Source organism: Marinomonas sp. 15G6-16, assembly GCF_055809555.1.
This window is the reverse complement of the sequence record NZ_CM147916.1, coordinates 809563-834605: the sequence shown is the minus strand read 5'-3', so window position 1 is coordinate 834605 and position 25043 is coordinate 809563. Positions and strand designations below refer to the sequence as shown.

Below are 25043 nucleotides of genomic sequence, written 5' to 3'. Positions count from 1 at the left end.
CAACAATTCTAAAGCCCCGTACTCGAAAGGTTGTGGGGCTTTTTATTGTCTAATGTTAGGCGAGAGTTGGATTTATTCGTTAAAAATTGCTCATAAAAAAGCCCCTCAAATTGACTGATGATTTGAGGGGCTGATTGTTTAAATTTAAACCTTAGGTTTTAAATTTATTGGTTACTTTCAGGATTAGTTGAGATTGCTCTTCTAATCTTGAGAATTGAGCATTGGTGTCTTTCGAGCTCTTGCCAATAGAGTCTGCAAGATCAGCAATGCCACTGATATTTTGAGCCATGTCGTTCACAACACTAGATTGCTGGTTGGCCGCGTTTGAAACATCAATGTTCATGTTAGTAAGCTGTTTAATGGACTCAGAGCTTGAATTGATGATGTCTGTAATGGCATCCATAGATTCAATAACAGCGGTTCTTTTCTCTGTTGTGTTGGCCATATCTTGAATGGTTTTTTCTGCGCTGACTTGTAGCTTATCAAGAATGGTTTGAATCTGAACCGTGCTTTGTTGGCTGCGTTGCGCCAAGTTTCTAACTTCATCAGCAACAACCGCGAAGCCTCGGCCTAGTTCACCGGCGCGAGCCGCTTCAATGGCGGCGTTAAGCGCCAGTAGGTTGGTCTGCTCTGAAATGCCTTGGATAACACTCAGTACGGAGTTGATCTCTTCAACGTTTCCACCAAGTTCCTGGATGGAACCTTCGACGCTCATCAAAACACCATTTAGAGCATTTAATTCTTCGCCAGAAATTTGAACTTGTTTTAGAACATGTTGAACTTCAGCGTCTGTGCTTTCAGCGGAAGTGCGTGTGCGTTCAGCGTTATCAGCAATTTCCATTGCTGTTGTCGACATTTCTTCTATTGCTGTGGCTGTATTGGCTGTTTCTTGAACTTGTTTATCAGATGCGATGGCCAGTTCTTTATGTTGTTGCCTTGATACTGTTGCAACTTCATTTAATTGGTCGCAAGCGCTCTTCAAACTGTTGATGTCTCCTGCCATGGAAGCTAAGAAGCGATTAAAGTGGCTGGAAATATCGTCCAAAATATCTAAAGAGCTTCCAGGTAATGTGGCGGTTAAGTCACCTTCGCCATCGGCTAGGTCTTCAACGGCATCTCGTAATGAGGTAAGCGCAGTCAACATGAGGCGAACCGAGAAGAAAACAACAATCGCAACAAAAATAGCCAATCCAAATATCACTAGTAAGTTTTGAGTAAGGCTAGATTGTTGGGTTTCACTAAGAGAGCTATCTATATTGCTTAACATTTCTTCTGTGCCATCAATGAAGAAGCCAGTTGCGATAGCAATATTCCATTTATCTATCCAAAGAGAGTAGCTGTATTTTGCAGAAGGTTCTGTTTCACCTTTTTTCGGGAAGTAGTAAGTTGTAAAGCCTTCACCAGATTTGGCAGCAGTTATTATATTTCTAACGATAAAGTTGCCTAGCTTGTCTTTTGAGTCGATAAAGTTTCCGCCTACACCGACACCAGAACCACTCATTAGACGATTGCCTTCACCATCGTAAGCAAACAAGTAGCCGATGTCGTTATCAAATCGGTAGTTATAAAGTAAGGCTAACGCGTCTTCCATGCCTTCTTTACCCGGCATGTCTAAGTATGGCTTGATGATGCTTAAAGAAGAGTCAATGACAGTGACAAGACGTCTTTTCTCGACCTCAATAATGGCGTCTTCAGAAATTTTAGAAACTTGTTGATTGATTGTGTCGAGTGCCTTTACTTGCATAAAAATGCCTACTGCTGCCACCAACAGAAAGGGGGCAAAGGCAAACATATAAATTTGGGCTTTTAGTGAACGAAACATAAGCAATACTCCGGGATACAAAGGTAAATAATACCCTTAATGACTTATTATTTGGCATTTAAACCATATTTAGTAAACATAATTATAGTATTTTGTAAGAATAAGAAAGTATCACTTACAAATTATGACAAGTAATTGTTTTAATATAATTTAAGCTTATGAAAAGTGAGAAAAAATGACGTTGCCTGATCTCGAAAAGGTGACTATTTATCATTCAAATGAAATGAGCTTGTACTCTATTTACTCGCTCTGAATTTCTTTAAAGAAAAGCTGGAATTATGAAGTTTCAAGGATTAAATGCGATTGCATTGTTGGAAGGTTTCAAAGGGATACTGGCGCTGTTCGTTGCGGTTAGTGTAAATGCACTCGTTGGTGAAGACCTTCATCAACTTGTTTTGGAACTGATGACTGAGTGGGGGATTTCACCTGCAAATCATTACTCTAAAGTCATTTTGATGATGGCGGATAAAGTGTCCAGTAATAGTTTGATTCTTGTTACTGTAGTGGCGCTTACCTATGGCATTTTCCGCTTCATATTGGCGTACGGGCTTTGGAATCAGCTCATTTGGATTGAGTGGTTTGCTTTTATTACCGCGTCACTTTATATACCTTTTGAGTTGTATGCCATCTATCAAGATCTCAATGTTTTTAGCGTGTCGGCTTTGTTGATAAACCTCCTTATTGCAGGGTATTTATTTCGTGTTTTAAAGCGTGGCAAAAAAGAAACGGCGACTCGTGTTTAAGATGATTCGGCAAGAGCAGCTTGAATTTTCATTTTGTAATCTTCAGGCAAGGGAACAGCGGTTTTTTGTTCTTTTGAAAAACAAACATATGTGACGTCTGCTTCGGCAACAAGTACATCGTTTTTCGCATTTAGGATTCGTTGTTTCATAGTGATACTGCGATTCCCCAATTTGGCAAATTGAGTATGTACTTCAAGAACGTCAGCAAAATTACCTTCTGCTTTGAAGTCGATATTTATATTGACAACAGCCCAAGCTAAACCTTGTTCCATCAAATCTGTACCAGCACCAAATTCATCAAAAAACGCCCAACGACCTTCTTCTAAAAACTCCAAATAGCGAGCATTGTTAACATGTTGAAAGACATCTAAATGATAGCCTCGGACTTTGATTTGAATGATGTTTAGCATGGTTCTTCCTTCTCATCTTGACGTAAAAAAGGTTACTTTTCTTTGCAGAATAAACATATGGCAAAATCGCTCAAATTTACTGACATGTTATCGACTTAAACTGACCTGTTTTGTGCTTTAATCTCATCATACTTTTCGTGACATCACCTCTATTAGGCAAACAGCATGAACTTAGATAAATCTAAAAAGCGTATCGCAAAGAAAGTGAAAATGGGTTTCAAAGGCTACCCACAAGTGACATTTTCTTACTTCGGTGAAACCACAGAGAAAGCGACAGAAGTGGTTGTGACATTTGTTTTAGAGGAAGGTGCAGAACCACAAGAGCAGAGATTTTCTAGCCAAGGAAATGTACGTGAAGACGAAGTAATACAATCTGCGTTAGTGAAAATTATGGAACGTACAGACGCTAAAACAGTACTAGAGGTAGAAGGAACGGTTGTTTTGAATTGATGGTGTTTTTTGTTAGAAAAAGGCGAATCAGAAATGCTGATTCGCCTTTTTTATATTACATACGGTATGTAGCGCTTACACCCACGGTACGGCTCTGGCCAACCGAAGAAGTGCTGCTTCGAGCTAAATATACAATATCTTCATTGGTAAGGTTTGTAATATAGCCATCAACAGTCAGGTTGCCCTGAATGTATTGAAGGCGAGCATTAGTAGTTATGTAATTACCGGCTTTGTAATCTTCGTCATTATCAAGGTCTGAGTAATATTCACTAACATAAGTCGCATCTGCGCCAAATGACCAGTTCTCATCAACAAACTGTGTGAAGCCGACACCAAGGTTTAGATCTGGAGCATAGGTTACTTCATTGTTATTCCAGTCGGATGTGTCATTAGTGTCTATTTGTGTATGTAATGTACCGATAGAGCCAGTTAATTCAAGGTCTTTACTAATCCTACTTTTAAGCTCTAGCTCTGCACCATAAGTGTTTACTGACGATAGATTTTCTATACCGCCATTTTCATAAGCTTGGTAATCAGAGTAATCATTGTAAAAAAGGCTAGCGTTAATAGACATGTGATTAAATTGACTTTTGCTGCTTATTTCATAGGCAATCACATTCTCATTATCATACGTATAATAATCATTGTTGTTATCCAGTCCAGCGCCACCTGAGTTATAACCAAGACGGACAGACGCGCCTAATGTCGTGTCTTTTGTTACGCCGTAAGTTGTACTTAAACTAGGTAATAACACTGTTTCTGTTGTGTCTTGATTTAATGTAGTTGTACTAGTTTTAACAAGTGTTCGCTTTTGGTTTTCATGAAGGATTCTTCCTCCAGCGATTACTGATATCTGGTTATTTACGTGGTAAGAGCTTTCGCCATAAAGAGATAATGTAGTTTTTGTTCCATCAGAAACATAAACATCGTCGAGAGCGCTAAAATCAACATCTAAGGTTGTATCACTCTGTTCTGCATATAAGCCAATAAAGCTTGTTATATTTGAGTCGTTCGGGGTGATAAAGACCCTATCTTCTAATGTGATTTTTTCTTCAGTTCTCGTTACATCAATAACACTTGGATATTGTTCAAAATAAGAGTCTTGGTTGTTATAACTTACTTGTAAATTATTTCTGATGCTGTCAGATATCTGATAGTCAACATCAAATGTAATCGTATCGTTTGTGGAGTCTTGTAAACGGGTGTTGTTACCATTTAAGTCTAATGTTTGTGTATCGGTATCGCTTGCCCAAGAAAGGTATTCTCCATCATATTTTCTATGACTGATTTTTAATCCTGCAGTTAAACCCTCTACATTAGAAGGGGTCCAGAGAAGTTTTCCTTGAAAGCTTGTTGACTCTGAATCATTCACGTCGATAGGGTCAGTTAAACTGGATGTATCATAATTCATCCACCCCTCACCTTTTGTACCGCTAAAAGTGAGTCTGTAAGCGAGTTCATTATCAATAAGCGCTCCGGAATTCATACCTGCTAGGTTATATTTTAGGTTGCCATTTTCATATTGTTCTAAACCTAAGCGAACGGCACTTTCTGGAGTAAAGGATGGTTCATTTGTATTAATAACGATTGCGCCACCAATAGCATTTGTTCCTTGTGTCGTCGATTGTGGCCCGCGAAGCACTTCAACTGTTTGAGTATCCCAAAGTCCTGCAGGAGTATAATTATATCCTCCCCAAGCTTCGGTCACGCCATCTATTGTGGTTGATATGCGAGGGCTTGCTCCACTGCTATATGCCGTACTTCCTGTAGCTGCCCCGGTACCGTTAATGCCACGGATATTCACTGTTCCAAATCCGGCTGATGTGACATTAGGAGCTTGGACCACTATATCGTTTACCTCTTTTGCTTCTCCGCTAGCGTAGCTTTCTTCGCCTATTACGGTTACAGCAGTAGTGGTGTCTTTAATATTTTTATCGACTTTTTCACCTGTAACAATTAATACCGGCAGACTAGCTTCACTAGTGTCTGTTGTATCTTCAGCCAAGGCATTCGCTGAAATAAAAGCAGCATTAATACTGATCACAGCGAGGGCGATACTTGATAGTTTGCTTGGCGTGTTAGTAGATACGATCTTTTTTGACAAGTACATAATTGTCCTTATTTGTCGTGGTTTGGTAAACTTGTTGGTGATGGTATTGTTAATAAGAATTATTATCAATAAGTTTTTTGATATTTTACGAAAGGTGTAGAAATTGGCCAAATATTTAGACTTAACCGTGTTGTTAGATTGCTTTGGTCAACTTCATCATCAGATTGGTAGTTTTGAATGGTGGGAGAGTATAGGCTCTTGTGGTATGCCGTTAATCAAGGCGCAAGATAATGGAGAAAGCCTAGTTGTTTTTGTGTGGCAGGATCCGCAAGGAAATGAAAAAACGTCAAGTATTGCGAGTGTTGTTTTAGCGGTTAACTCGCTAACAGATCATCATAGCTGGGAGCCTGAATGTTTAAGTCGAGTTGCAGGCACAGATGTCTGGTTTGGTCATTTAACCGTGAATTCAAAATGGCGTGGTAGTTATTCTTTTATTCCTCTTCAAGCAGATCAACTTCCTGAGTGTGTAAAAAAGCAGAGCGATGGGAGCAGAGAGGCTCAACGGGCGTGGTGGATAGAGGTTGTGGCGAATCAGATTCCAGATGCTTTGAATAAATCCCCTACATTAACGTCAGGTTGGGGAGAGAGCTCAGCACTTCATTTACCTCATGCACCAGAGGAAGAAGGCTGGAAAGAGTGGGACCAGGGAGCTTTGCCTCTATTGTCGGTGGATCAAATACAATCTATTCATTGGCACTCATTTATACTAAATAACCAACGTGATTGTCAGCTTTTCTCAACCGCGAAGGGTGATGCGCCATTAGTCATTTTGCTTGATGGTCAAAAATGGGGGGCTACCAGTGGAACCCTATCCGTTCTTCAATATTTAACTGCGATGAAGAAAATTACGCCAGCACATTACCTTTTGCTTCCTTGTATTGATGGTCAAACTCGTTGGAAAGAGTTGAGCTGTCATAAGCCTTTTTGGCAAGCATTGATTGATGAGCTTCTTCCGGATGTAGAATCTGAATTAGCAAAAGTAGGCTCTAGCATTTCTGATTATATTGTTGCTGGGCAAAGCTTAGGTGGACTTTCTTCTCTATATGCAGGGCTTCATTTCCCCGAGTATTTTTCTAAAGTAATTAGTCTTTCTGGTTCTTTTTGGTGGCCAGAAGTCGATAGAATGCAATCGCCAAAGAGCACAGACTTGTTACAGACAACACTTGTGCCTAATAGTTTGGCTGAGCAAATTCAGAATGATTTGGTCGATGTGCAACACCTTCATGCTTTTTTAACTGTCGGTTCAGGAGAAAAAGATATGTGCCTATACAATGATATGACTTATCAGGCCATTAAAGAGAAAGGTGGAAATGTATATTACGAAACCGTTTTTGGTGGTCATGATTGGCTCTCATGGCGCTCGAGTTTAACCAATGGATTGATGCATTTGCTTCCAGCACAGCACTAGATTTAAGAGAACTCATGTCTAAAAAAATATCATGTTGGATTTTAGTTTATTAAAAACCAACGCTCACTTTCGCGCTATTTTCATTGCACGCTTAATGTCTGTTTTGGGCATTGGCATGTTGAATGTAGCGGTGCCTGTACAAATTTATGAATTAACAGGGTCGAGTTTGCAAGTCGGTTATGCGGTAGCCCTTGATGGTATAGGGATGTTTATTGGTCTTATGTTAGGCGGAGTGCTGGCCGATCGCATGGACCGTAAGTATCTGATCTTATTTTCACGGTTTATCTGTGGTGTTGGCTTTGTGTTGTTAGCAGGCAATGCGTATCTGTCTGAACCGAGTCTTTTTGCGGTATACGCCATTTCTCTATGGGATGGATTCTTTAGTGCGATTGGTATGACGGCACTCATGGCGTCTATTCCTAATTTGGTTGGACGAGAAAACCTACCAACAGCAGGCGCACTAAGCATGCTGATTGTACGAATCGGTTCTGTTATTTCTCCAGCAGTAGCGGGTGTCATTATTGTGGCGTATGGCGTGACATGGAACTACACCTTAGCGGCCATTGGTACTCTTTGTACGCTTATCACACTAGTGACCTTGCCAAATATGAAACCTCAAAGCGGTGGCCCAAAAGAGCACCCTTTGAGATCTTTGTTTGATGGCTTCTCGTTTGTGTTTACCCATAAGGTGATTCGAGCGGTAGTGGCGCTTGGTACTTTGGAAGCGGTGACCAAATCGATTCGTATCTTATTCCCAGCTTTGGCGGCAACGGCGTTTGGTGGCGGTGCCTTTGAAGTGGGCTTAATGTATGCGGCAGTGCCTGTGGGTTCTGTTATAGGCGCTTTGACCAGTGGTTGGGTTCGTCAGCTGGAACGCCCAGGTATGGTGATGCTGATAACCGCCTTTATGTCTTTCTTGTGCGTTGCTGCATTAGGCGTGATAGGCCATGTATTTATTATGCTGTTTGCTCTAGCTGTATTTGGCTACTTTGGTTCTATTGGCGGCTTGTTGCAGTATTCGATTGTGCAAGGTCATACGCCGGATAATATGTTGGGACGTATGGGAAGCTTCTGGACAGCGCAAAGCGTAGTGGGCGACTCCGTTGGTGCACTTGGTATCGGCTTAATAGTCAAAGTGTTGTCACCTGTATTAGGCTTGCTCACACTTGGTTTCGGTTGTGCTGCAACTAGTTTACTTATCAGTAAAGCAGCAAGCGAACTCAGAAAAGCGAGTTTAACGGATACGAGTATTTGTTCAGCAAAAGTTGAGCCAAATAAAAAACACATTGAAGATTCAGTTTCTTCCTCATAGGGTTATGGTTACTGACGGCTAAATGAGTCACTACCTATTAGTCTTTCTTGAACTGCCTGGATATGATTTGGGTCGTCTTTGCTGATACGGGGAATGCAATAAACGTATTCTAGATAAGAGAAGAATTTCATACGTACTTGATCATTCGCTTTCCACCCTTGGTTCATTTGCGTCAAACAATTCACTAATTGCTGTTGATTGTTAGCATGTAAGACAAGTCCCTCGATGTTGTAGCATGCATCACCTAGAGTGATTACCTCTTTGTTCAGAAGCAAAGACTCTAATCCAACTGTAGAGTTTATGGTTAATACAGCAACAGATTTCTCTATGAGTTCGACCGTATCATTACCGTTTGCAAACACGCCAAGCGGATCTTTTAAGTATAAAGAGTCATAGTGCTTATGCCAGGAAGGGTGTTCCTTGAAAACAACCTTGAGTGATGGATCTTTTAGGCCACGTACAGCTTTAATTACCTCATCATAAAATGCTTCCATGGACTGAACCCAAGACGAGTGATAAACAATTTGCGTGTCATGAGGCACTTGAAAGGGAACAAAAATATACCTTTCTGGGAGTTCAATTGGAGAAAACTTATTGCGTTTTTTACTGCTCTTTCTAGGTGTGATAGTTGGAGGAGAAAAAGTGTCAGACAAGTTGTATTCGAGATAAAAATTCGGGTCTTTGCTTAAAGAGGACAGGAAGTTAATACCTTTCGGGTCTAGCGATACTGTGTCCGGCAGTAGGCCATTTTCAAAATAGAAAATATTGATATTTAGACTTTTTGCCGCCTTGACGACGGTAATATTTGGAAGCTTTTGTCCATTCCAAATAACAAGATGCGTCGGTTTTTTTTGTTTTAGAATGGCTAGATATTTAGCGTATCTTAACCTTTCAAGAAAGGTAAGGGTAATAGAGTATAAAGAGGCTAATAGAGGATTATTCCATATCTTGTTATAAGCCTGTTTGCGTTGTAATTGCTCGTTTAGAATCTGATCAAAGTTGGCAGAGAATGCTTGCTTTAGGTAAGAAAGAGCTGACCATTTAGGCATTCCCATAACATATAATTCACAGTCAAGCTGAAGTCGCTTTGTTAGAATTTTGTAGTATCGGGCATGTACATTTTTTCGGGAAATAAATAAATAGCTCATATGGCTCTGTCTCTTTGATTTAGTTCTTTATATCACCAAAATAAGACAGAGATGTGACGAAGCCAGATGAGTAAAAATGAAAGGAATTAAGCGGCTAGCTAATTAAATAGATAGATTTGATTGCAGTATTTTTAATGCAATGTTTCCCATGCTAACCAAGGCAGACCAAGGCGAATGCCATTCATCAATTGCTCTTTAGAGTTTGTGTGGTAGCCATAAACTCGTATTCCAAATATATGCATCATGACACTGGCTGCTTTGGCACTTGCTTCGGCTTCGCTGTTGTTTTTCAAGAATCCCTCGAAATAAAGAGACTCCACTTTGCGAAGTCGTTGGGAGACATGTTGTTTTAATTCTGCCTGTTCATCGCTGAGTTCTAGCTGGCTTTTGACCAAAAAACAGCTGCAATATTCTGATTGGCTGGATTCTTCAATAAGCGCTAAGAGAATATGCGGAAGCGCTTCTTCAATAGATTCGTATTGTGCGAGCATGGCTTCTAAGTTTGCCAATGACTGTTCGGCGTAATAATCAAGAGACTCTTTGAACAGGCCTTCTTTATTTCCAAAAGCGAGGTAAATGCTTCCCGGTTTCAACCCCGTTTGCGCTACAAGAGTTTGCATAGAAGTAGCGGTATATCCTAAGCGCCAAAAAGCGTGAGTCGCGCTTTCTAATACTTTTGACTTATCGAACTGCACTCTAGCCATTGGGTTACCTATTCTTGATTAATACATTTTTGTGTCTGAATGATGACCAAGTATAACGAGTAAATTATGGCTTCTGCAAATTTTTGAGTGATCATTCAAAAAGTGGTTGAATGATCACTCAAAAGCTGTTTGAATGACTATTCAAGTTAATTTTATTGGTTATGAGGTTTACTATGTCATTACAAGATCAAATTGCAGAATACAAAGCCGCGTTTGTTAAAAAAGCACCATTAGAAGTACAAGAGCTGATGAAGCAGGTAACAAAAGACCTAGCGGAAACAGGCATTGTTGATAAAGCGCCAAAAGTATCTGAAAAACTACCTGCATTCTCATTACCAAACCAAAATGGTGAGACAGTAAATCTAGAAGATTTATTAGCGAAAGGTCCTGTTGTGATGACATTTTACCGTGGCGGTTGGTGCCCATACTGCAACCTAGAATTGAAAGCATACCAAGATCAGCTTGCTAATATTAAAGCAGCAAATGCTACTCTTGTTGCAATCACTCCAGAATTACCAGACATGTCATTGTCTACTGCAGAGAAAAACGCATTGGAATTTGAAGTTCTATCTGATGCTAACGCAGAGTATGCAAAAAGCCTTGGTTTGGTTTTCTCATTGGCTGAAGAATTGCGTCCAATTTACAAGTCTTTTGGTATCGAGCTTGAAAAACACAATGGCGAAGGCCAATTCGATTTGCCATTAGCGGCCACTTTTGTGATTGCTCAAGACGGTACTGTTGCCAATGCATTCGTAGATGCGGATTACACAACTCGCCAAGAACCAGCTGAAGTAGTTGCGGCTCTTAACGCGCTTTAATGCTTGTTGCGTTTTATAACGCGAAATTGAATTATCTAAAAAACCAGTGTGGAGTTTTATTCCATACTGGTTTTTTTATGGATTTGAAAAAGGTGAAAAGCTGTCATAAGTCGCTCATTAAAACTACCATAGAGACACTAAAATGCTGAAAGCCTTAATCTAGAGTCCATTATGAATACAAGAATATATAAACAGGTTCTTTCTTTAGCCAAAGAATTGATGAGTTGTGTCCACAAAAAAGATCAGAATCGTTTCGATACTTACTATGCCGAATTGAAAAAAGTATGTGACGAAAATGATGGCACTGAAAAAGACCATCCGGTTCAATGGGAAACTCTGGCAGATTTTACTGATGATCTAGAACAGGCGCTTTCCCTTTACGATAAAGCCTTATTAAAAGCCTCAGCGATTAATTCAAAAGATTATTTGTCTTCGATTGGCTTTTCTGCAGCACGTTTGCATGTGGATTTGGGTAATAAAGAGCGCGCCATTGAATATTTAGAACAGGCTAAAATTCACAGCAATAAAATTATAGATAAAGAACTAAAAGCAGATATTCATGATCTACTGAAAAAAGCTGACAACGGCTTAAATAGAGTGGTTAAACGGAATTTTATGGAACGTCCAACGAAAGAAGAAATCAATGCTTTGCCTTCATACATTGGCCTTGCACTGAAAGACATTGTCATTGTCGAAAATGAATCAGATGCAAAGCAAGCGCTGGAAATATTAGAAAATGAACCTTGTGTAGGGTTTGATACGGAAAGCAAACCGATTTTCCGTAAAGGGCAGGCCAGTCCTGGACCTTCCCTTATCCAAATTGCGACTGAGTCTAAGGCGTTTTTGTTTCCGGCAAGATTTCCTATCGCCGTTGCCGCGGCAGCAGAAATTTTGATGAACCCAGATATTCAGAAAGTTGGGTTCGGAATAAAAGGAGACAATAAAGAGCTTCGAAGTAAACTCGATATCGGCATAGTAAATACACAAGATCTGTCTTTTACTCTAAAGCGCATGATTGGCGATAAAAACGCCATTGGAGCTCGTGCGGCGGTTGCTATGGTATTAAAGTTTCGACTAGGAAAAGGAGCGCAAAAATCGAATTGGGGCGCTTACCCGTTAAGCAATTCACAAATCCTTTATGCTGCCAATGACGCTCATGCTGCTATTTGTGTTGAAAAAGCAATACTCGCTGCGCAATCGATCTGATGTCTTTTAAATAGTCATAGAGCACAAAAGGCTTTGATTAAAATAAAATACTTTCAAATTCAGTATCTTGGGCATGAAGTCTGCATGTGGACTTTAATTAAGAAGCTGTTTATTCTCACGTTAATTAAAATTACCCATTAGGAAAATGCTATGAAAAAAACCAGTTTTCGCCCTACAGCTATACTGTCCAGCATCTTGCTTTTATCCGCAACGGGCGCCAATGCAGACACTTTCCGTTGGGCTTCCAATACAGACCCACAAACTATGGATCCTCATGCGGTGAATTCCACACCAGTCTTGTCATTTTTGAACAATATTTATGAAGGACTGGTTAGACGTGGTGAAAATATGTCGATTGAACCGTCTTTGGCGACATCATGGGAGCCATTGGAAGGTAAAAACGGCTGGCGCTTTCATTTACGCGAAAATGTGACGTTTCAAAATGGCGCTGCCTTTACAGCGGAAGATGTGTATTTCTCTTATTTGCGAGCCTCTAATGAAGTAGCCGACGTACGTTCATGGTTTTCTCCTGTTTCTGACGTGATTGTGGTTGATGACTATACAATTGATTTTGTGACTAATAATCCTAACCCGCTTTTTCCAGATTCCATTGCGAATTTCATGATTTTGGATAAAGACTGGGCTGAACAGAACAACGCTGCGTTACCAGCAAAGGATGCGCAAAACTACGCCACGATTCATACTAATGGTACCGGACCTTTTACCTTGTCTAGCCGCGATCCTGGTGTAAAAACTACTCTAAAGCCTTACAGCAACTGGTGGGACACGGCGACTCATAATGTGACGGAAGCGGTTTTTACTCCGATTGGTAACTCAGCGACGGGCATTGCTGCGTTGTTGTCTGGGGAAATTGATTTCATTCAACCGATTCCACTACAAGACGCTAAACAGGTTGAAAGCCGTAAAGGTTTCAAAGTTTTAGAAGGTGAAGAAACTCGTGTCATTATGTTTGGCTTTGGTCACGAACATGACAAATTGCTTTATTCATCCGACGTTAATGATGCCAATCCATTTAAAGATTCACGAGTTCGTTTAGCCGCCGCTCATGCGATTAACATGGCATCAATTGATCGAGTGTTATTCCGTGGGAAAATTGAAGCTGCATCACAATTAGTGCCAGCGGGTATTTCTGGCTACTCTGAGAAAAATGCAGCACGTCCTGAATACAATCCAAAACGTGCGAAAGAGTTGCTAGCGGAAGCGGGTTATCCAAACGGTTTCAGCTTTGGCTTGAAATGTACCAATGACCGTTACATTAATGATGAAGCCTTGTGTCGTGCGGCAGCCTCTATGTTCAGTGCTGTAGGATTAAAAGCACAACTGAGCACAGGCCCAGTTCGCGATTATTGGACGCAATTACGCGCTGATGATTTTGATATGTACTTACTTGGCTGGTCTCCTGGTACCTTCGATGTAGAGCATCCAATTCGCTTTTTATTGCACACCCAAGATAACGAGAAGAAACTTGGTTCTTGGAACTTTGGTAATTACTCAAATGCCCGTGTTGATGAATTGCTTCCATCTATATTGCAGGAGATTAATCCTGCTAAACGCCAAGCTATGGTGGATGAAGTTGTTGCTATAACGCAAAAGGAAGTGGCGTATATTCCGCTTTATACGCAACCATTAATTTGGGCCACGAAAGAAAACATCGACATAACTCAACGTGCGGATAATTTCTTTATGCTGCGCTGGGTTACGATTAAATAGAATTTAAATTTATCTAAACGAATGGAACATTGATGTTTTATTTCATTTCTAAGCGACTCATTCAATCCGTTTTCGTGATGCTTGCGGTCGCTTTTTTGGCGTTTTCACTGTTTCGCTTTGTGGGTGACCCAATTACCCAAATGACAGGCGTCGAAACCTCTATTGCTGATCAAGAGCGATTACGTGAAGAATTGGGTCTTAATGACCCATTCATCAGTCAATTTGGGCGTTTTACTGCGGACATGCTGCAAGGGGATTTTGGTTTTTCGTACCGTACTCGTCAACCTGTGGCGGATATGATCGCGAGTCGTATTCCAGCGACGCTCGAATTGGGCGTCGTTGCTCTGTTGATTTCACTTATTATTGGTATTCCTGCTGGTGTTTATACCGCGCTTCGGCCACGAGGCGTTATTACTCAGACCATTCTGATGACCACATTGATTGGTATCTCAATCCCGACTTTTGTTATCGGTATCATGCTGATTTTTTTATTTGGCGTTCAGCTTGGTTGGTTGCCGACGTTTGGACGAGGGGAAACCGTTAGCATTGGTTTCTGGGAAAGCTCGTTATTTTCTATCGACGGTTGGCGAGCGCTTATTTTGCCAGCCATTACGCTTGGTGTTTATCAGCTTACATTGACGATGCGTTTGGTTCGAGCTCAGATGATGGATGTGATGCGAACCGACTATATTCGCTTTGCGACTGCTCGCGGTGTGCCAATGAAGCAGCTGTATTTTCGACATGCGTTGGCGAACACCATGGTGCCAGTTATTACTATTATTGGTTTGCAGTTTGGTGGCGTTATTGCATTTTCCATTGTGACGGAAAGTGTTTTTCAATGGCCTGGAATGGGGTTGTTGTTTTTGGAATCGATTCGTTTTGTTGATATTCCTGTGATGGGTGTTTATTTAGTCGTCATCGCTTTCTTCTTTGTCGTGGTGAATTTATTAGTCGATCTTTTGTATGTGGCCATTGATCCACGTCTTCGAGTGTAGGCAGGAGATAAATATGAAAGAGTTTATAAAACGCTCGGAAGGCCTTTGGCTGTTTACTCGTAGTCCTGCGGTTATGGTGGCTGCGGTTATTGCCATTATGATTTTTATTGGTGCGGCCTTTGCGCCTTGGATTGCATCTGTCAATCCTTACGACTTGAGCACCTTTAGTTTGATGGACGGGCTGCTTCCTCCGGTTTGGCTGGAAGGCGGAATCTCGCAGTTCATTTTGGGCACAGACGATCAAGGTCGAGACATGATTTCGTCGATTTTATACGGCGCTCGTTTGTCTTTATTGATTGGCTTGTCTGCAATGGTAATTGCTACTGTATTAGGTGTTGGACTTGGTCTTGCGGCGGGTTTTTATGGTGGTCGTTTTGATGCGATTATCATGCGAATTGCCGATGTTCAGCTTGCCTTACCCGCCATTCTAACGGCTTTATTGATTGATGGGATTGCTCGCGGAATTTTACCGCCAGAAGTACAACAGGACTTACGGGTTGTGGTATTAACGTTGGCGATTGCTCTGTCTCTGTGGGTGAATTTTGCTCGTACTGCTCGCGCTTCTACCTTCGTAGAGATGAATAAAGAATACGTGCAAGCGGCGATTATCATGGGGCAACGCCCAATTCGAATTATGTTTATCCATATCTTGCCGAATATTTTGGGGCCGCTTTTGGTCATTATGACGGTGGATCTCGCTTCCGCTATTTTGTTGGAAGCCACTTTGTCGTTTCTAGGAATTGGCCTTGCGGCAGACAGCCCATCATTAGGCACACTGATTCGCATTGGTATGCAGTTTATGTTGTCTGGTGAATGGTGGATTTTATGGATACCGACTTTGTTCCTTGTGGCATTAGTTGTTTCTATTAATACGCTTGGTGATTTCATGCGTGATGTTTTTAATCCGGGGTTACGCTAATGCTCAGAGTGGAAAATTTAACCGTACGCTTCCCAACACGATTTGGTGATACGACGGCTATTGAAAACATCAATTTGCAGGTTCAAGCCGGTGAAATACATGGTCTAGTTGGAGAGAGTGGTGCAGGAAAATCCACCGTTGGCGCGGCCGTGATTGGTTTATTGCAAGCGCCGGGTTATATCGCGGATGGCAAGATTATGTTGGGCGATACAGACTTGCGGGCTTTGGACGTCAATCAAGCTCATGCTTTGCGCGGCAAGCGTATTTCGATGATCTTTCAAGATCCGCAAACCAGTCTAAATCCTCTGATGACGGTGGAAGATCAATTAGTCGAAACCATTTTGGCCCATGAAGATATTACTGCAGAAGAGGCTCGCGCTCGTGCCATTCATTTACTAGAAGAGATTGGTATCAAGAATGCGGCAGAACGCATCAAATCTTGGCCACATCAATTTTCTGGTGGTATGCGTCAACGGGTTGTTATCGCTTTAGCTCTTTGTACCAATCCTGAACTCATTATTGCGGATGAACCTACAACGGCATTGGATGTGGCAGTACAAAGCCAAGTGTTGGAACTGATTCGCTCATTGGCCGATAAACGCAAAATTGGCTTCATCCTGATTACTCATGACATTGGTGTTATTGCACAAATTGCTGATTGCGTCACTGTCATGCGTAAAGGGCGAGTGGTTGAATCCGGTGAAACGCCTCAGGTGCTTGGACGACCAAAACATGCTTATACGCGAGCCTTGATGGACGCGGTTCCGCCGATGGATCATAAAATTGATCGGTTCCGTGTGCCAACGGAAAAAGAGGTTGAAGCCAAAGGTGCAGCCACAGGCGACCTTGCTGAGCAGTGGTTACTTGAAGAAAAAGCACTGCCAGAAGGTGAAAACAAAGAGCTTTCAATTGGGCTTTCTATTTCCGAATTAGATGTTCGTTTTGCTGGTACTCGTAAGTCGATTTGGCGTAAACCGGATGATTTTATTGCGCTCGATAAAATCAGCTTTAACGTCAAACCCGGTAGCATTATGGGGTTGGTTGGTGAGAGTGGTTCAGGGAAATCGACAGTCGCTAAAACCATTACAGGTTTGATTACGCCAAATGGCGGCACCATGAAACTTGGTGAGGAGCTATTGCCAGGAGGAAAGGCTCGTAGTCGAAAACATTCTTCACGTCGACTGATTCAAATGGTGTTTCAAGACCCATATTCAAGCCTTAATTCACGTCACAAAATTGGCTCTATTTTAATGGAACCACTTTGGTTTTATGGTTTGGAAAAAGATCCCGTTCAACGCCAAGAATTAGTGGCTTCTATGCTAGCGTTAGTTGGCATGGCACCTGATGCCATTGATAAATACCCTCATCAATTTTCTGGTGGACAGCGTCAGCGTATTGCTGTGGCTCGTGCCTTGTTAGCTCGACCAAGATTCTTGATATGCGATGAACCGACTTCGGCTTTAGATGTGTCGATTCAAGCCGAGATTCTCAACCTTTTAAAAGATCTGCAGTCAAAATTTGGACTGACCATTTTGTTTATCAGTCACAACCTTTCAGTGGTGCGACAAATGGCAGATGAAATGGTGGTGCTTCGAAATGGCGTGATTGAAGAGGCGGGGAAAACGGAAGACTTATTTGAGCGCCCTCAAGCTGAGTACACCAAGAAACTGCTTTCTTTAACACCTGTCATGCCAAAAGAATGGGGTTTTAATCCAGCAGGGTTTTGATTTTTCTGGCGCTAATTTGAGTTGTATATCGACAAATATATTCATTTAACCTTACAGGAGAGAGCATTATTTATAATGCATTTTCTCCTGCGTAGGTTTCTATCAAAACATCCAACATAGCGGCCGCAGCGATAGATAAACTGGACCTTGGCTGACATATGACACCAACGCGACGATGTATTTCTGGTTCTACGACAGGTCGACAAATAGCGCCTTGTTCTTTGGCTTGTTGACGACAAAGAGCAGGAACAACAGCAACGCCCATTCCATCACTGACCATTCGCCCAACGGTTGCAAGCTGATGGGCGTCAAAGGCGACATTCAATTCTATGTTGGCGTCACTGAGTGTTTTTTCTATCATGGTTCGTACGCTAGAAGGGCGCTGCAATGTGATGAAATCGTATTCTAGTAAGGATTCCCAAGTGATGCTTTCATGCACTTCTAAAGGGTGATCTTTCGGTAGTATCGCAATAAATCGGTCGTCGTATAATGGATAAAACGCTAATTCAAGCAAGCCTACAGGCTCAAATGAAATCCCCAGCTCTACTTGATTATTTCGCACCATTTCAACCACCACATCTGATAACACATCATCAATAGCGACCTGAATATCTGGATACGAGGCATGATAATTGCGAATGGCTTTTGGCAGTAACGACGCGGCAAACGAAGGCATAGAAGCGATGGTGATTTTACCAAGTTGCAAAGCAAAGCGTTGTTTCATCTCATCTTCAGCGTTTTCCCATTGAGCCAGCAAGCGCCTAGCAATCGGCACTAATGCTTCACCTTCTGGGGTGAGGGCGATGCTGCGAGTGGTTCGAGTGAGTAATTTCCCACCTAGGCTATCTTCTAAGCTTTTGATCGACAAGCTCAATGCGGGCTGAGACAGATGCAGATGGTTGGCTGCGTTTGCGAAGCTCATGGATTGAGCCACAGCAAGAAAAGCACGAACTTGTTTAATATTCATTGTGAGTCACTTTGTTGGTTTTTATTTATTTGTAAAACTTATTAATAAATATATAAAACAAATTTAATTAATTTATCTTCTTAGGTCAAACTGAACTTCCTTCAAAATAATAATCAGGAGAAAGGGAATGGCAGGTTTTGACAAAGTGGTTACCTCATACGAAGAAGCCATGGCTGGTTTAGAAGACGATATGATTGTTCTAGCTGGTGGTTTTGGCTTGTGTGGCATTCCAGAGAACCTGATCGCAGAGATCCAACGCAAAGGTACAAAAGGTCTGACAGTGGTTTCGAATAACTGTGGCGTTGACGGCTTTGGGTTGGGCATCTTGCTAGAAGACAAACAAGTTCGAAAAATGATTTCGTCTTACGTAGGCGAAAACGCTTTATTTGAAAAACAATTGCTCGATGGTGAATTAGAAGTTGAGCTCACTCCCCAAGGCACCTTAGCTGAAAAAATGCGCGCAGGCGGTGCTGGCATTCCTGCTTTTTATACTGCCACAGGTGTTGGTACTCCAGTTGCTGAAGGCAAAGAAACCAAATTATTTAATGGCAGAGAATACTTACTCGAAGAAGCTATTACGGGGGATTTCGCCATTGTTAAAGGCTGGAAAGCAGACCGTTACGGCAATGTTGTATATCGCCATACTGCACAAAACTTCAACCCACTCGCTGCGACAGCGGGCAAAATTACGGTTGTTGAAGTAGAAGAGATTGTTGAAGTGGGAGAACTTGATCCAACGCAGATTCATACTCCTGGTATTTACGTGGATCGTGTTGTGTTGGGCACATTTGAGAAACGTATCGAACAAAGAACCGTAAAAGCAGCAAAATAATAACGAGGTTTGACATGGCATTAACAAGAGAACAAATGGCACAACGTGTCGCTCAAGAATTACAAGATGGCTTTTACGTTAATCTGGGAATAGGTATTCCAACCTTGGTGGCGAATTACGTTCCAGAAAATATGGACGTCATGCTGCAATCTGAAAACGGTTTGCTTGGCATGGGCGAGTTTCCAACGGAAGACACCATAGACGCAGACATGATCAACGCGGGTAAGCAAACTGTTACCGCAGTCAAAGGCGCTTCTATTTTTTCGTCAGCAGAATCTTTTGCCATGATTCGTGGCGGTCACGTTGATTTAACCGTATTGGGTGCGTTTGAAGTGGATGTAAACGGCAATATTGCTTCGTGGATGATTCCTAACAAATTAGTGAAAGGCATGGGCGGAGCAATGGATTTGGTTGCTGGCGCAGACAACATCATTGTCACCATGACGCATGCTTCTAAATCGGGTGAGTCCAAGTTGCTAGAAAACTGCTCTTTACCTTTGACTGGTAAGGGCTGTATCAAAAAAGTGCTGACAGATCTTGCTTGGTTAGAAATTGAAAATGGTGCCTTTGTTCTTAAGGAAAGAGCGCCAGGTGTTTCCACAGACGAAATCATTGAAAAGACGCAAGGTAAGCTTATTGTTCCAGACCATGTTCCCGAGATGGTTTTTGCTTAAGATAAAGCCTTATTATTCAAAATTAGAAGAATAAACAGAATTTTATTAAGGAGCAGATCATATGAAAGCGGTTATCGTTGCAGCGGCGAGAACGCCAATTGGTGCTTTTAATGGTGCCTTATCTTCGTTAAGTGCCGTGCAAATCGGTACTCAGCTCTTGTCTGGTATGCTGGCCAAACAACCTATTTTGAAAGATCACATTGATGACGTTATTTTGGGGCAAGTTTTGGCGGCAGGCTGTGGGCAAAATCCGGCACGCCAAACGGCTATTCACGCTGGATTGGCGAATCATGTTTCTGCCATGACAATAAACAAAGTATGTGGTTCGGGCTTAAAAGCCGTACAACTGGCAGCGCAAGCGGTTCTAAATGGCGATGCCAATATGGTGGTTGCTGGCGGGCAAGAAAGCATGAGTCAAGCGGCGCATGTTTTGCCTAACAGTCGTTCTGGTAAAAAAATGGGCAACTGGGAGCTGGTCGATTCCATGGTGAGCGATGGTCTATGGGATGCGTTTAATAACTACCACATGGGACAGACGGCAGAAAATATTGCTAACCGTTGGGATATTAGCCGCGCCGAGCAAGACCAATTCGCAGAGCGATCACAACACAAAGCGGCACAAGCTCAGTCTTCGGGGCGTTTTGTCGAAGAAATTCTTCCTGTTTCAATTCCTCAACGCAAAGGCGATCCAGTGATCGTCGACGCTGACGAACAAATTCGTCCGAATACCAATGCGGAATCACTAGCGAAACTACGTCCCGCTTTTGCCAAAGAAGGCAGTGTGACGGCAGGGAATGCATCCACATTAAATGATGGTGCGGCGATGGTGGTTGTGACAACGGATGAAGAAGCAAAACGCTTAGGTTTGCCAATTTTAGCAGTCATCGAAGCGGCGAGTTCTGCTGGCGTTGATCCTGACATTATGGGAACGGGGCCAATCGCGGCAACCAACAAGGTGCTTAAAAAAGCCAATTGGCAAGTAGCTGATTTAGACCTTGTTGAAGCCAACGAAGCCTTTGCTGTGCAAGCTCTGTGCGTCAACAAAGAACTTGGTTTGGATGCTAATAAAGTCAATGTTAATGGTGGCGCTGTTGCTCTAGGTCACCCAATCGGAGCATCAGGTTGTCGCATTTTGGTGACCTTGCTTCATGAAATGCAACGGCAAGATCTTGAAAAAGGGCTTGCTACTTTGTGTATCGGCGGTGGTATGGGAGTAGCCATGTTAGTGTCGCGTTAAAAAATGCATTGATCAAAAAGTGCATGATATAGAAGAGAGGATTCGTCGGTGCCATAAGTGTCTGATTCGAATACCTCTCTTACTATTTTTCTAATAAAAAATATAAAAATAGGAAAAGTCTCATGAATACAATTCAACAAAAACAAACAGGTCTACAAAAAGTCAGTCAGTTCTTTGTATTGCTGTTGCAGCGTTACCTTCCTGATCCTTTCATTTTTGCCATTATCCTCACATTTGTCGTGTTTTTATTAGTGATGCCGAGCACAGGGCAAGGTCCCATGCAGGTTGTTAATGCGTGGGCGGGTGGCTTTTGGAATTTATTAAGCTTCTCGATGCAGATGGCGATGGTTGTGGTAACGGGCCACGCTATGGCAAGTGCCCCTGCTTTTAAACGCAAATTAGCCATGTTGGCTGGCGTCGCTAAAACACCGGGACAAGCTATTATTCTAGTTACGGCGATTAGCGCCATGGCATGCTGGGTAAACTGGGGCTTTGGTTTGGTCGTAGGCGCTATTTTTGCCCGAGAAATCGCAGCACGAGTAAAGGGTGTAGATTACCGATTGTTAATCGCTTCTGCTTACAGTGGCTTCTTATTTTGGCATGCAGGTTTATCAGGCTCGATTCCGTTGTCGATTGCTGGTGGCAATAATACTACTGTTACAAATGGTGCGGTAACAGGCGCTATTCCAACCTCAGAAACCATTTTCTCTCCGATGAACCTAACTATTCTAGCGGTTATGTTTGTCAGTATTCCTTTGTTAAATCGCCTGATGCATCCGGCGCCTCAGGATATCATTACTATTGATGCTGAGCTTTTGGAAGAAACTAAGGTTGAAGAAGTTAAGGATCGAAGTGAAATGAGCCCAGCTGAACGTCTTGAAAGTAGTCGTACTCTTTCTTTGCTTTTAGGCATTATGGGCTTTGTTTATGTGGTTTATTACTTCGTGACAAATGGTTTTGCGTTGAATTTAAACATCGTTAACTTTACCTTTTTGTTTGCTGCTGTTTTACTGCATGGTACTCCGAAAAGTTTGCTGACGTCGATTTCTCAGGGCGCACGTAACTGTTCAGGGATTCTATTACAGTTTCCTTTTTATGCAGGAATCATGGGCATGATGACGGCTTCAGGTGACTCAGGTGTTTCTCTCGCAGCAGTTATTTCACAGGGTTTTGTGTCTATCTCCAATGAAACAACCTTTCCTCTATTTACATTTTTAAGTGCTGGTATTGTGAACTTCTTTGTTCCCTCCGGTGGTGGGCAATGGGCTGTTCAGGCACCTGTTATGATGCCTGCAGGTGCAGCACTGGGCGTTGATGCAGCTAAAACTGCCATGGCAATTGCATGGGGAGATGCTTGGACTAATATGATTCAGCCGTTCTGGGCATTACCTGCGTTAGCGATTGCAGGGCTTGGTGCGAAAGATGTAATGGGTTATTGCTTGATGGCCTTAATTGGTTCTGGTGTGATCATTTCATTAGGCTTCTTGATTTTCTAAGAATGGCTTTTCATCCAGAAAGAAATACACAATTTAAAACACCATCTGGGTTTTTCTTAGATGGTGTTTTTTTATAGAAAAATTTTATCCTTGATAAGTTCATGATTATTCAATATTTCTTGGTCTATGTTCCGCTTTGTAAGCTTTATAATGATATCTCCTTAGTTATGTAACGTAAGAAAAATCAGCGAGCTGAAATCAAGTGAATACAACGAAAGACAGAAAAAGTCACAATAATAGAAAAGCGGAAAGTTTCTTGAAAACCTTCGCGTCTATTTTGTTTCTCTTGTATGGCACGCAGGCTTATAGCGATGTTAGTTGGATGTCTGCCACATTGGATAATGACTTTTTTGTTGGCGAAGACAATGGTTACACCAACGGAATTTATGTATCCAAATACAATGTTTATGATGGCTCCTATTCACAGCATGAAGCGGATATTTGGGTAAAACCTTTAATGTGGAGTATGCCAAATCGCTCGATTGATAGAGCTGTAAATGTGTACAGCTTTGGTCAAACACTAACGACCCCTTATGATATTTCACAAGTTATTCCATCCGAGTCAGATTTGCCTTATTCGGCAGTTATTAGCTTTACCAATACCTATATTTCTGCAGGTCCAAGTTATGCGGATAGAGTCAGTACAACCCTAGGTATTGTCGGACCACTTGCATTGGGAGAGGAAAGCCAGAAGGCCATCCATTCCATTATTTCTGCACAAGAACCGAAAGGTTGGGATACGCAATTAAATAATGAATTGGTATTTGAGTTTTCTCGTGGGCGAATATGGCGAGAGTGGATATCGGACAGCGGCCATGCGGATATCTTACTTGGAGGGAATATAGGTCTTGGTACCTTAAGCAGTAGTATTAGTACAGCCGCTGTTTTTCGATACGGTAAAAACTTAGAAAGTTCTTATGCTACCGCTTTATTTGCAGACTCAAGAACATCAAACCCTATTGCCGTAAATGGTGGATGGTTTGTGTATTCTGGACTGGCGTTAAAATACTACTTTAACCAAATTTACACCGACGGTAATACCTTCAGCGATAGTCGATCCATCGACTATGACCATAATATTAATATTTTAGCATTAGGCGTGACTTACTCTTGGGGAAATTCCTCCCTCGCCTTTGCGATCAATACGCCTTTCTCATTGCAATATAACGGCAGCAGTGATCATCGATTAGACGACTTTAATAGCTACGGCACACTGACATTTGCGTGGCAGATATAGTTGTTTTAAAAGCTGTATACGGCCTAAATCAGAAATAAATTTTGGTTAAAAAAGAGAATCATTCCTTATATATGTTTATTTGCATGTTTTAACTGAACTGTCACAAAGCAGGGGTAGAGTTTCGTGATTACTTAATCAGGAGCGACACTATGAAACTGTTATACCCAGTACTTTTGGCGTCAATGTTTGCAGCAGGCGCAGCCAATGCAGAGTTTTCTTTGGACAGCCGTTACACGGATAAAGACAATGATTTAATCGCTGATATCCCAACGGATGAGTCTAAGTTAATTGACCCTAGTACTTTGATTTTTGCTTATACACCAGTCGAAGATCCTGCCGTTTATGCAGATGTTTGGTCTGAGTTCCTAGAGCACATGGAAGACGTAACAGGCAAGAAAGTGCGTTTCTTCCCAGTACAATCTAATGCCGCGCAAATCGAAGCAATGCGCGCTGGTCGTCTTCACATTGCAGGCTTTAACACAGGTTCTAACCCATTAGCGGTTGCTTGTGCGGGTTATCGTCCATTTACTATGATGGCAGCAGAAGACGGTTCTTTTGGTTATGAGATGGAAATCATCACTTACCCAAATTCTGGTATCAATTCTCCTAAAGACATTAAAGGCAGCAAGTTGGCCTTTACGTCCCAAACCTCTAACTCTGGTTTTAAAGCGCCTTCTGCGATTCTAAAAGCGGATTTTGATTTGATTCCTGAGCGTGACTTCGAGCCTCAGTTCTCTGGTAAGCATGACAACTCTATTTTGGGTGTGGCAAACAAAGATTACCCAGCAGCGGCTGTAGCAAACTCTGTATTGAATCGAATGATTGATCGTGATGTTGTGAAAGCCAGCCAAATAAAATCCATTTATAAATCTGAAACTTTCCCAACAACAAGCTACGGCGTGGCTTACAACCTTAAGCCTGAGCTTCAAGAAAAAATCAAAGAAGCGTTTTTCTCTTACAAATGGGAAGGCAGCAAGCTGAAAGAAGAGTTCTCGAAAGAAGGTCAGTTCTTGCCAATTACCTTTAAGCAACACTGGAATGTGATTCGTAAAATTGATGACGCAAACGGCGTTTCATACAACTGCCGATAGGATCTT

General features: G+C 41.9%; 22 protein-coding genes. 16 read left to right on the top strand and 6 right to left on the bottom strand.

The genetic code is table 11. The annotated features are described in order from the left end of the window. Nucleotides 1-151: 151 nt before the first annotated feature. Nucleotides 152-1822 carry a methyl-accepting chemotaxis protein gene (locus AC0L46_RS04010; RefSeq protein WP_473505946.1) on the bottom strand — a complete coding sequence of 557 codons (1671 nt, stop codon included), beginning with the start codon at nt 1820-1822 and terminating at the stop codon, nt 152-154. Between the two features lie 278 nt (nt 1823-2100). Here AC0L46_RS04010 and AC0L46_RS04005 point away from each other — a divergent pair, with 278 nt between their 5' ends. Continuing rightward, the gene (locus AC0L46_RS04005; protein ID WP_473505944.1) at nt 2101-2565 is read left to right on the top strand and encodes a DUF2127 domain-containing protein; all 465 of its coding nucleotides are present in this window, start codon (nt 2101-2103) and stop codon (nt 2563-2565) included. Here the strand turns inward: AC0L46_RS04005 and AC0L46_RS04000 are convergent. After that, the gene (locus AC0L46_RS04000) at nt 2562-2975 is read right to left on the bottom strand and encodes an acyl-CoA thioesterase (protein ID WP_473505942.1); all 414 of its coding nucleotides are present in this window, start codon (nt 2973-2975) and stop codon (nt 2562-2564) included. The genes AC0L46_RS04005 and AC0L46_RS04000 overlap by 4 nt on opposite strands. 165 nt (nt 2976-3140) lie before the next feature. Between AC0L46_RS04000 and AC0L46_RS03995 the strand changes: the two genes are divergently transcribed. Further along, nucleotides 3141-3425: a hypothetical protein gene (locus AC0L46_RS03995; RefSeq protein ID WP_473505940.1), complete on the top strand. Its 285-nt coding sequence runs from the start codon at nt 3141-3143 to the stop codon at nt 3423-3425. 55 nt (nt 3426-3480) lie between these two features. On the opposite strand, the gene AC0L46_RS03990 is transcribed toward AC0L46_RS03995, so the two are convergent. Then, the gene (locus AC0L46_RS03990) at nt 3481-5535 is read right to left on the bottom strand and encodes a TonB-dependent receptor (RefSeq protein ID WP_473505938.1); all 2055 of its coding nucleotides are present in this window, start codon (nt 5533-5535) and stop codon (nt 3481-3483) included. A 103-nt stretch (nt 5536-5638) separates the two neighbouring features. On the opposite strand from AC0L46_RS03990, the gene fes reads away from it, so the two are divergent. Both fes and entS read left to right on the top strand, forming a co-directional pair. Further along, nucleotides 5639-6943 (top strand): enterochelin esterase, encoded by a 1305-nt coding sequence (fes, locus tag AC0L46_RS03985; protein WP_473505936.1) that lies wholly within the window; start codon nt 5639-5641, stop codon nt 6941-6943. Nucleotides 6944-6974: 31 nt separating this feature from the next. After that, nucleotides 6975-8255 (top strand): enterobactin transporter EntS, encoded by a 1281-nt coding sequence (gene entS / locus AC0L46_RS03980; protein WP_473505934.1) that lies wholly within the window; start codon nt 6975-6977, stop codon nt 8253-8255. 8 nt (nt 8256-8263) lie between these two features. Here entS and AC0L46_RS03975 read toward each other — a convergent pair whose 3' ends face one another. After that, nucleotides 8264-9403, bottom strand: a complete 1140-nt coding sequence (locus AC0L46_RS03975; RefSeq protein WP_473505932.1) for a capsular polysaccharide export protein, LipB/KpsS family — start codon at nt 9401-9403, stop codon at nt 8264-8266. 131 nt (nt 9404-9534) lie between these two features. Then, a complete protein-coding gene (locus AC0L46_RS03970) occupies nt 9535-10107 on the bottom strand; it encodes a TetR/AcrR family transcriptional regulator (protein WP_414681048.1) in 573 nt (190 codons plus the stop codon). Nucleotides 10108-10280: 173 nt separating this feature from the next. On the opposite strand from AC0L46_RS03970, the gene AC0L46_RS03965 reads away from it, so the two are divergent. The 6 genes from AC0L46_RS03965 (at nt 10281) to AC0L46_RS03940 (ending at nt 17503) form a co-directional block, all read left to right on the top strand. Continuing rightward, complete coding sequence (locus AC0L46_RS03965) at nt 10281-10925, top strand: peroxiredoxin-like family protein (RefSeq protein ID WP_414681047.1); 645 nt, start codon at nt 10281-10283, stop codon at nt 10923-10925. A gap of 171 nt (nt 10926-11096) precedes the next feature. Next, nucleotides 11097-12131, top strand: coding sequence for a hypothetical protein (locus AC0L46_RS03960; protein WP_473505930.1), 1035 nt, complete (start codon nt 11097-11099; stop codon nt 12129-12131). A 150-nt stretch (nt 12132-12281) separates the two neighbouring features. Continuing rightward, nucleotides 12282-13862, top strand: coding sequence for an ABC transporter substrate-binding protein (locus AC0L46_RS03955; protein ID WP_473505928.1), 1581 nt, complete (start codon nt 12282-12284; stop codon nt 13860-13862). 32 nt (nt 13863-13894) lie between these two features. Then, complete coding sequence (locus AC0L46_RS03950) at nt 13895-14857, top strand: ABC transporter permease (RefSeq protein ID WP_473505926.1); 963 nt, start codon at nt 13895-13897, stop codon at nt 14855-14857. Between the two features lie 13 nt (nt 14858-14870). After that, nucleotides 14871-15776, top strand: a complete 906-nt coding sequence (locus AC0L46_RS03945) for an ABC transporter permease (protein WP_473505924.1) — start codon at nt 14871-14873, stop codon at nt 15774-15776. Next, on the top strand, nt 15776-17503 hold the full coding sequence (locus AC0L46_RS03940) for a dipeptide ABC transporter ATP-binding protein (RefSeq protein ID WP_473505922.1): 1728 nt from the start codon (nt 15776-15778) through the stop codon (nt 17501-17503). The genes AC0L46_RS03945 and AC0L46_RS03940 overlap by 1 nt, the downstream gene beginning before the upstream one ends. A gap of 70 nt (nt 17504-17573) precedes the next feature. Here the strand turns inward: AC0L46_RS03940 and AC0L46_RS03935 are convergent, their stop codons facing one another. Next, entirely contained in the window at nt 17574-18470 is an 897-nt protein-coding gene (locus tag AC0L46_RS03935; RefSeq protein WP_473505920.1) for a LysR family transcriptional regulator, read from the bottom strand. Between the two features lie 127 nt (nt 18471-18597). Between AC0L46_RS03935 and AC0L46_RS03930 the strand changes: the two genes are divergently transcribed. From AC0L46_RS03930 to phnD, 6 genes are all read left to right on the top strand, one after another. After that, complete coding sequence (locus AC0L46_RS03930) at nt 18598-19302, top strand: CoA transferase subunit A (RefSeq protein ID WP_347982465.1); 705 nt, start codon at nt 18598-18600, stop codon at nt 19300-19302. Nucleotides 19303-19316: 14 nt separating this feature from the next. After that, entirely contained in the window at nt 19317-19976 is a 660-nt protein-coding gene (locus AC0L46_RS03925; protein ID WP_473505918.1) for a CoA transferase subunit B, read from the top strand. A gap of 61 nt (nt 19977-20037) precedes the next feature. Beyond that, on the top strand, nt 20038-21213 hold the full coding sequence (locus tag AC0L46_RS03920) for an acetyl-CoA C-acetyltransferase (RefSeq protein ID WP_473505916.1): 1176 nt from the start codon (nt 20038-20040) through the stop codon (nt 21211-21213). A 122-nt stretch (nt 21214-21335) separates the two neighbouring features. Next, entirely contained in the window at nt 21336-22709 is a 1374-nt protein-coding gene (locus AC0L46_RS03915) for a short-chain fatty acid transporter (protein WP_473505914.1), read from the top strand. Nucleotides 22710-22965: 256 nt separating this feature from the next. After that, entirely contained in the window at nt 22966-23946 is a 981-nt protein-coding gene (locus tag AC0L46_RS03910) for a lipid A deacylase LpxR family protein (RefSeq protein WP_473505912.1), read from the top strand. A 149-nt stretch (nt 23947-24095) separates the two neighbouring features. Next, complete coding sequence (gene phnD / locus AC0L46_RS03905; protein ID WP_473505910.1) at nt 24096-25037, top strand: phosphate/phosphite/phosphonate ABC transporter substrate-binding protein; 942 nt, start codon at nt 24096-24098, stop codon at nt 25035-25037. The last annotated feature ends 6 nt before the right edge of the window (nt 25038-25043 follow it).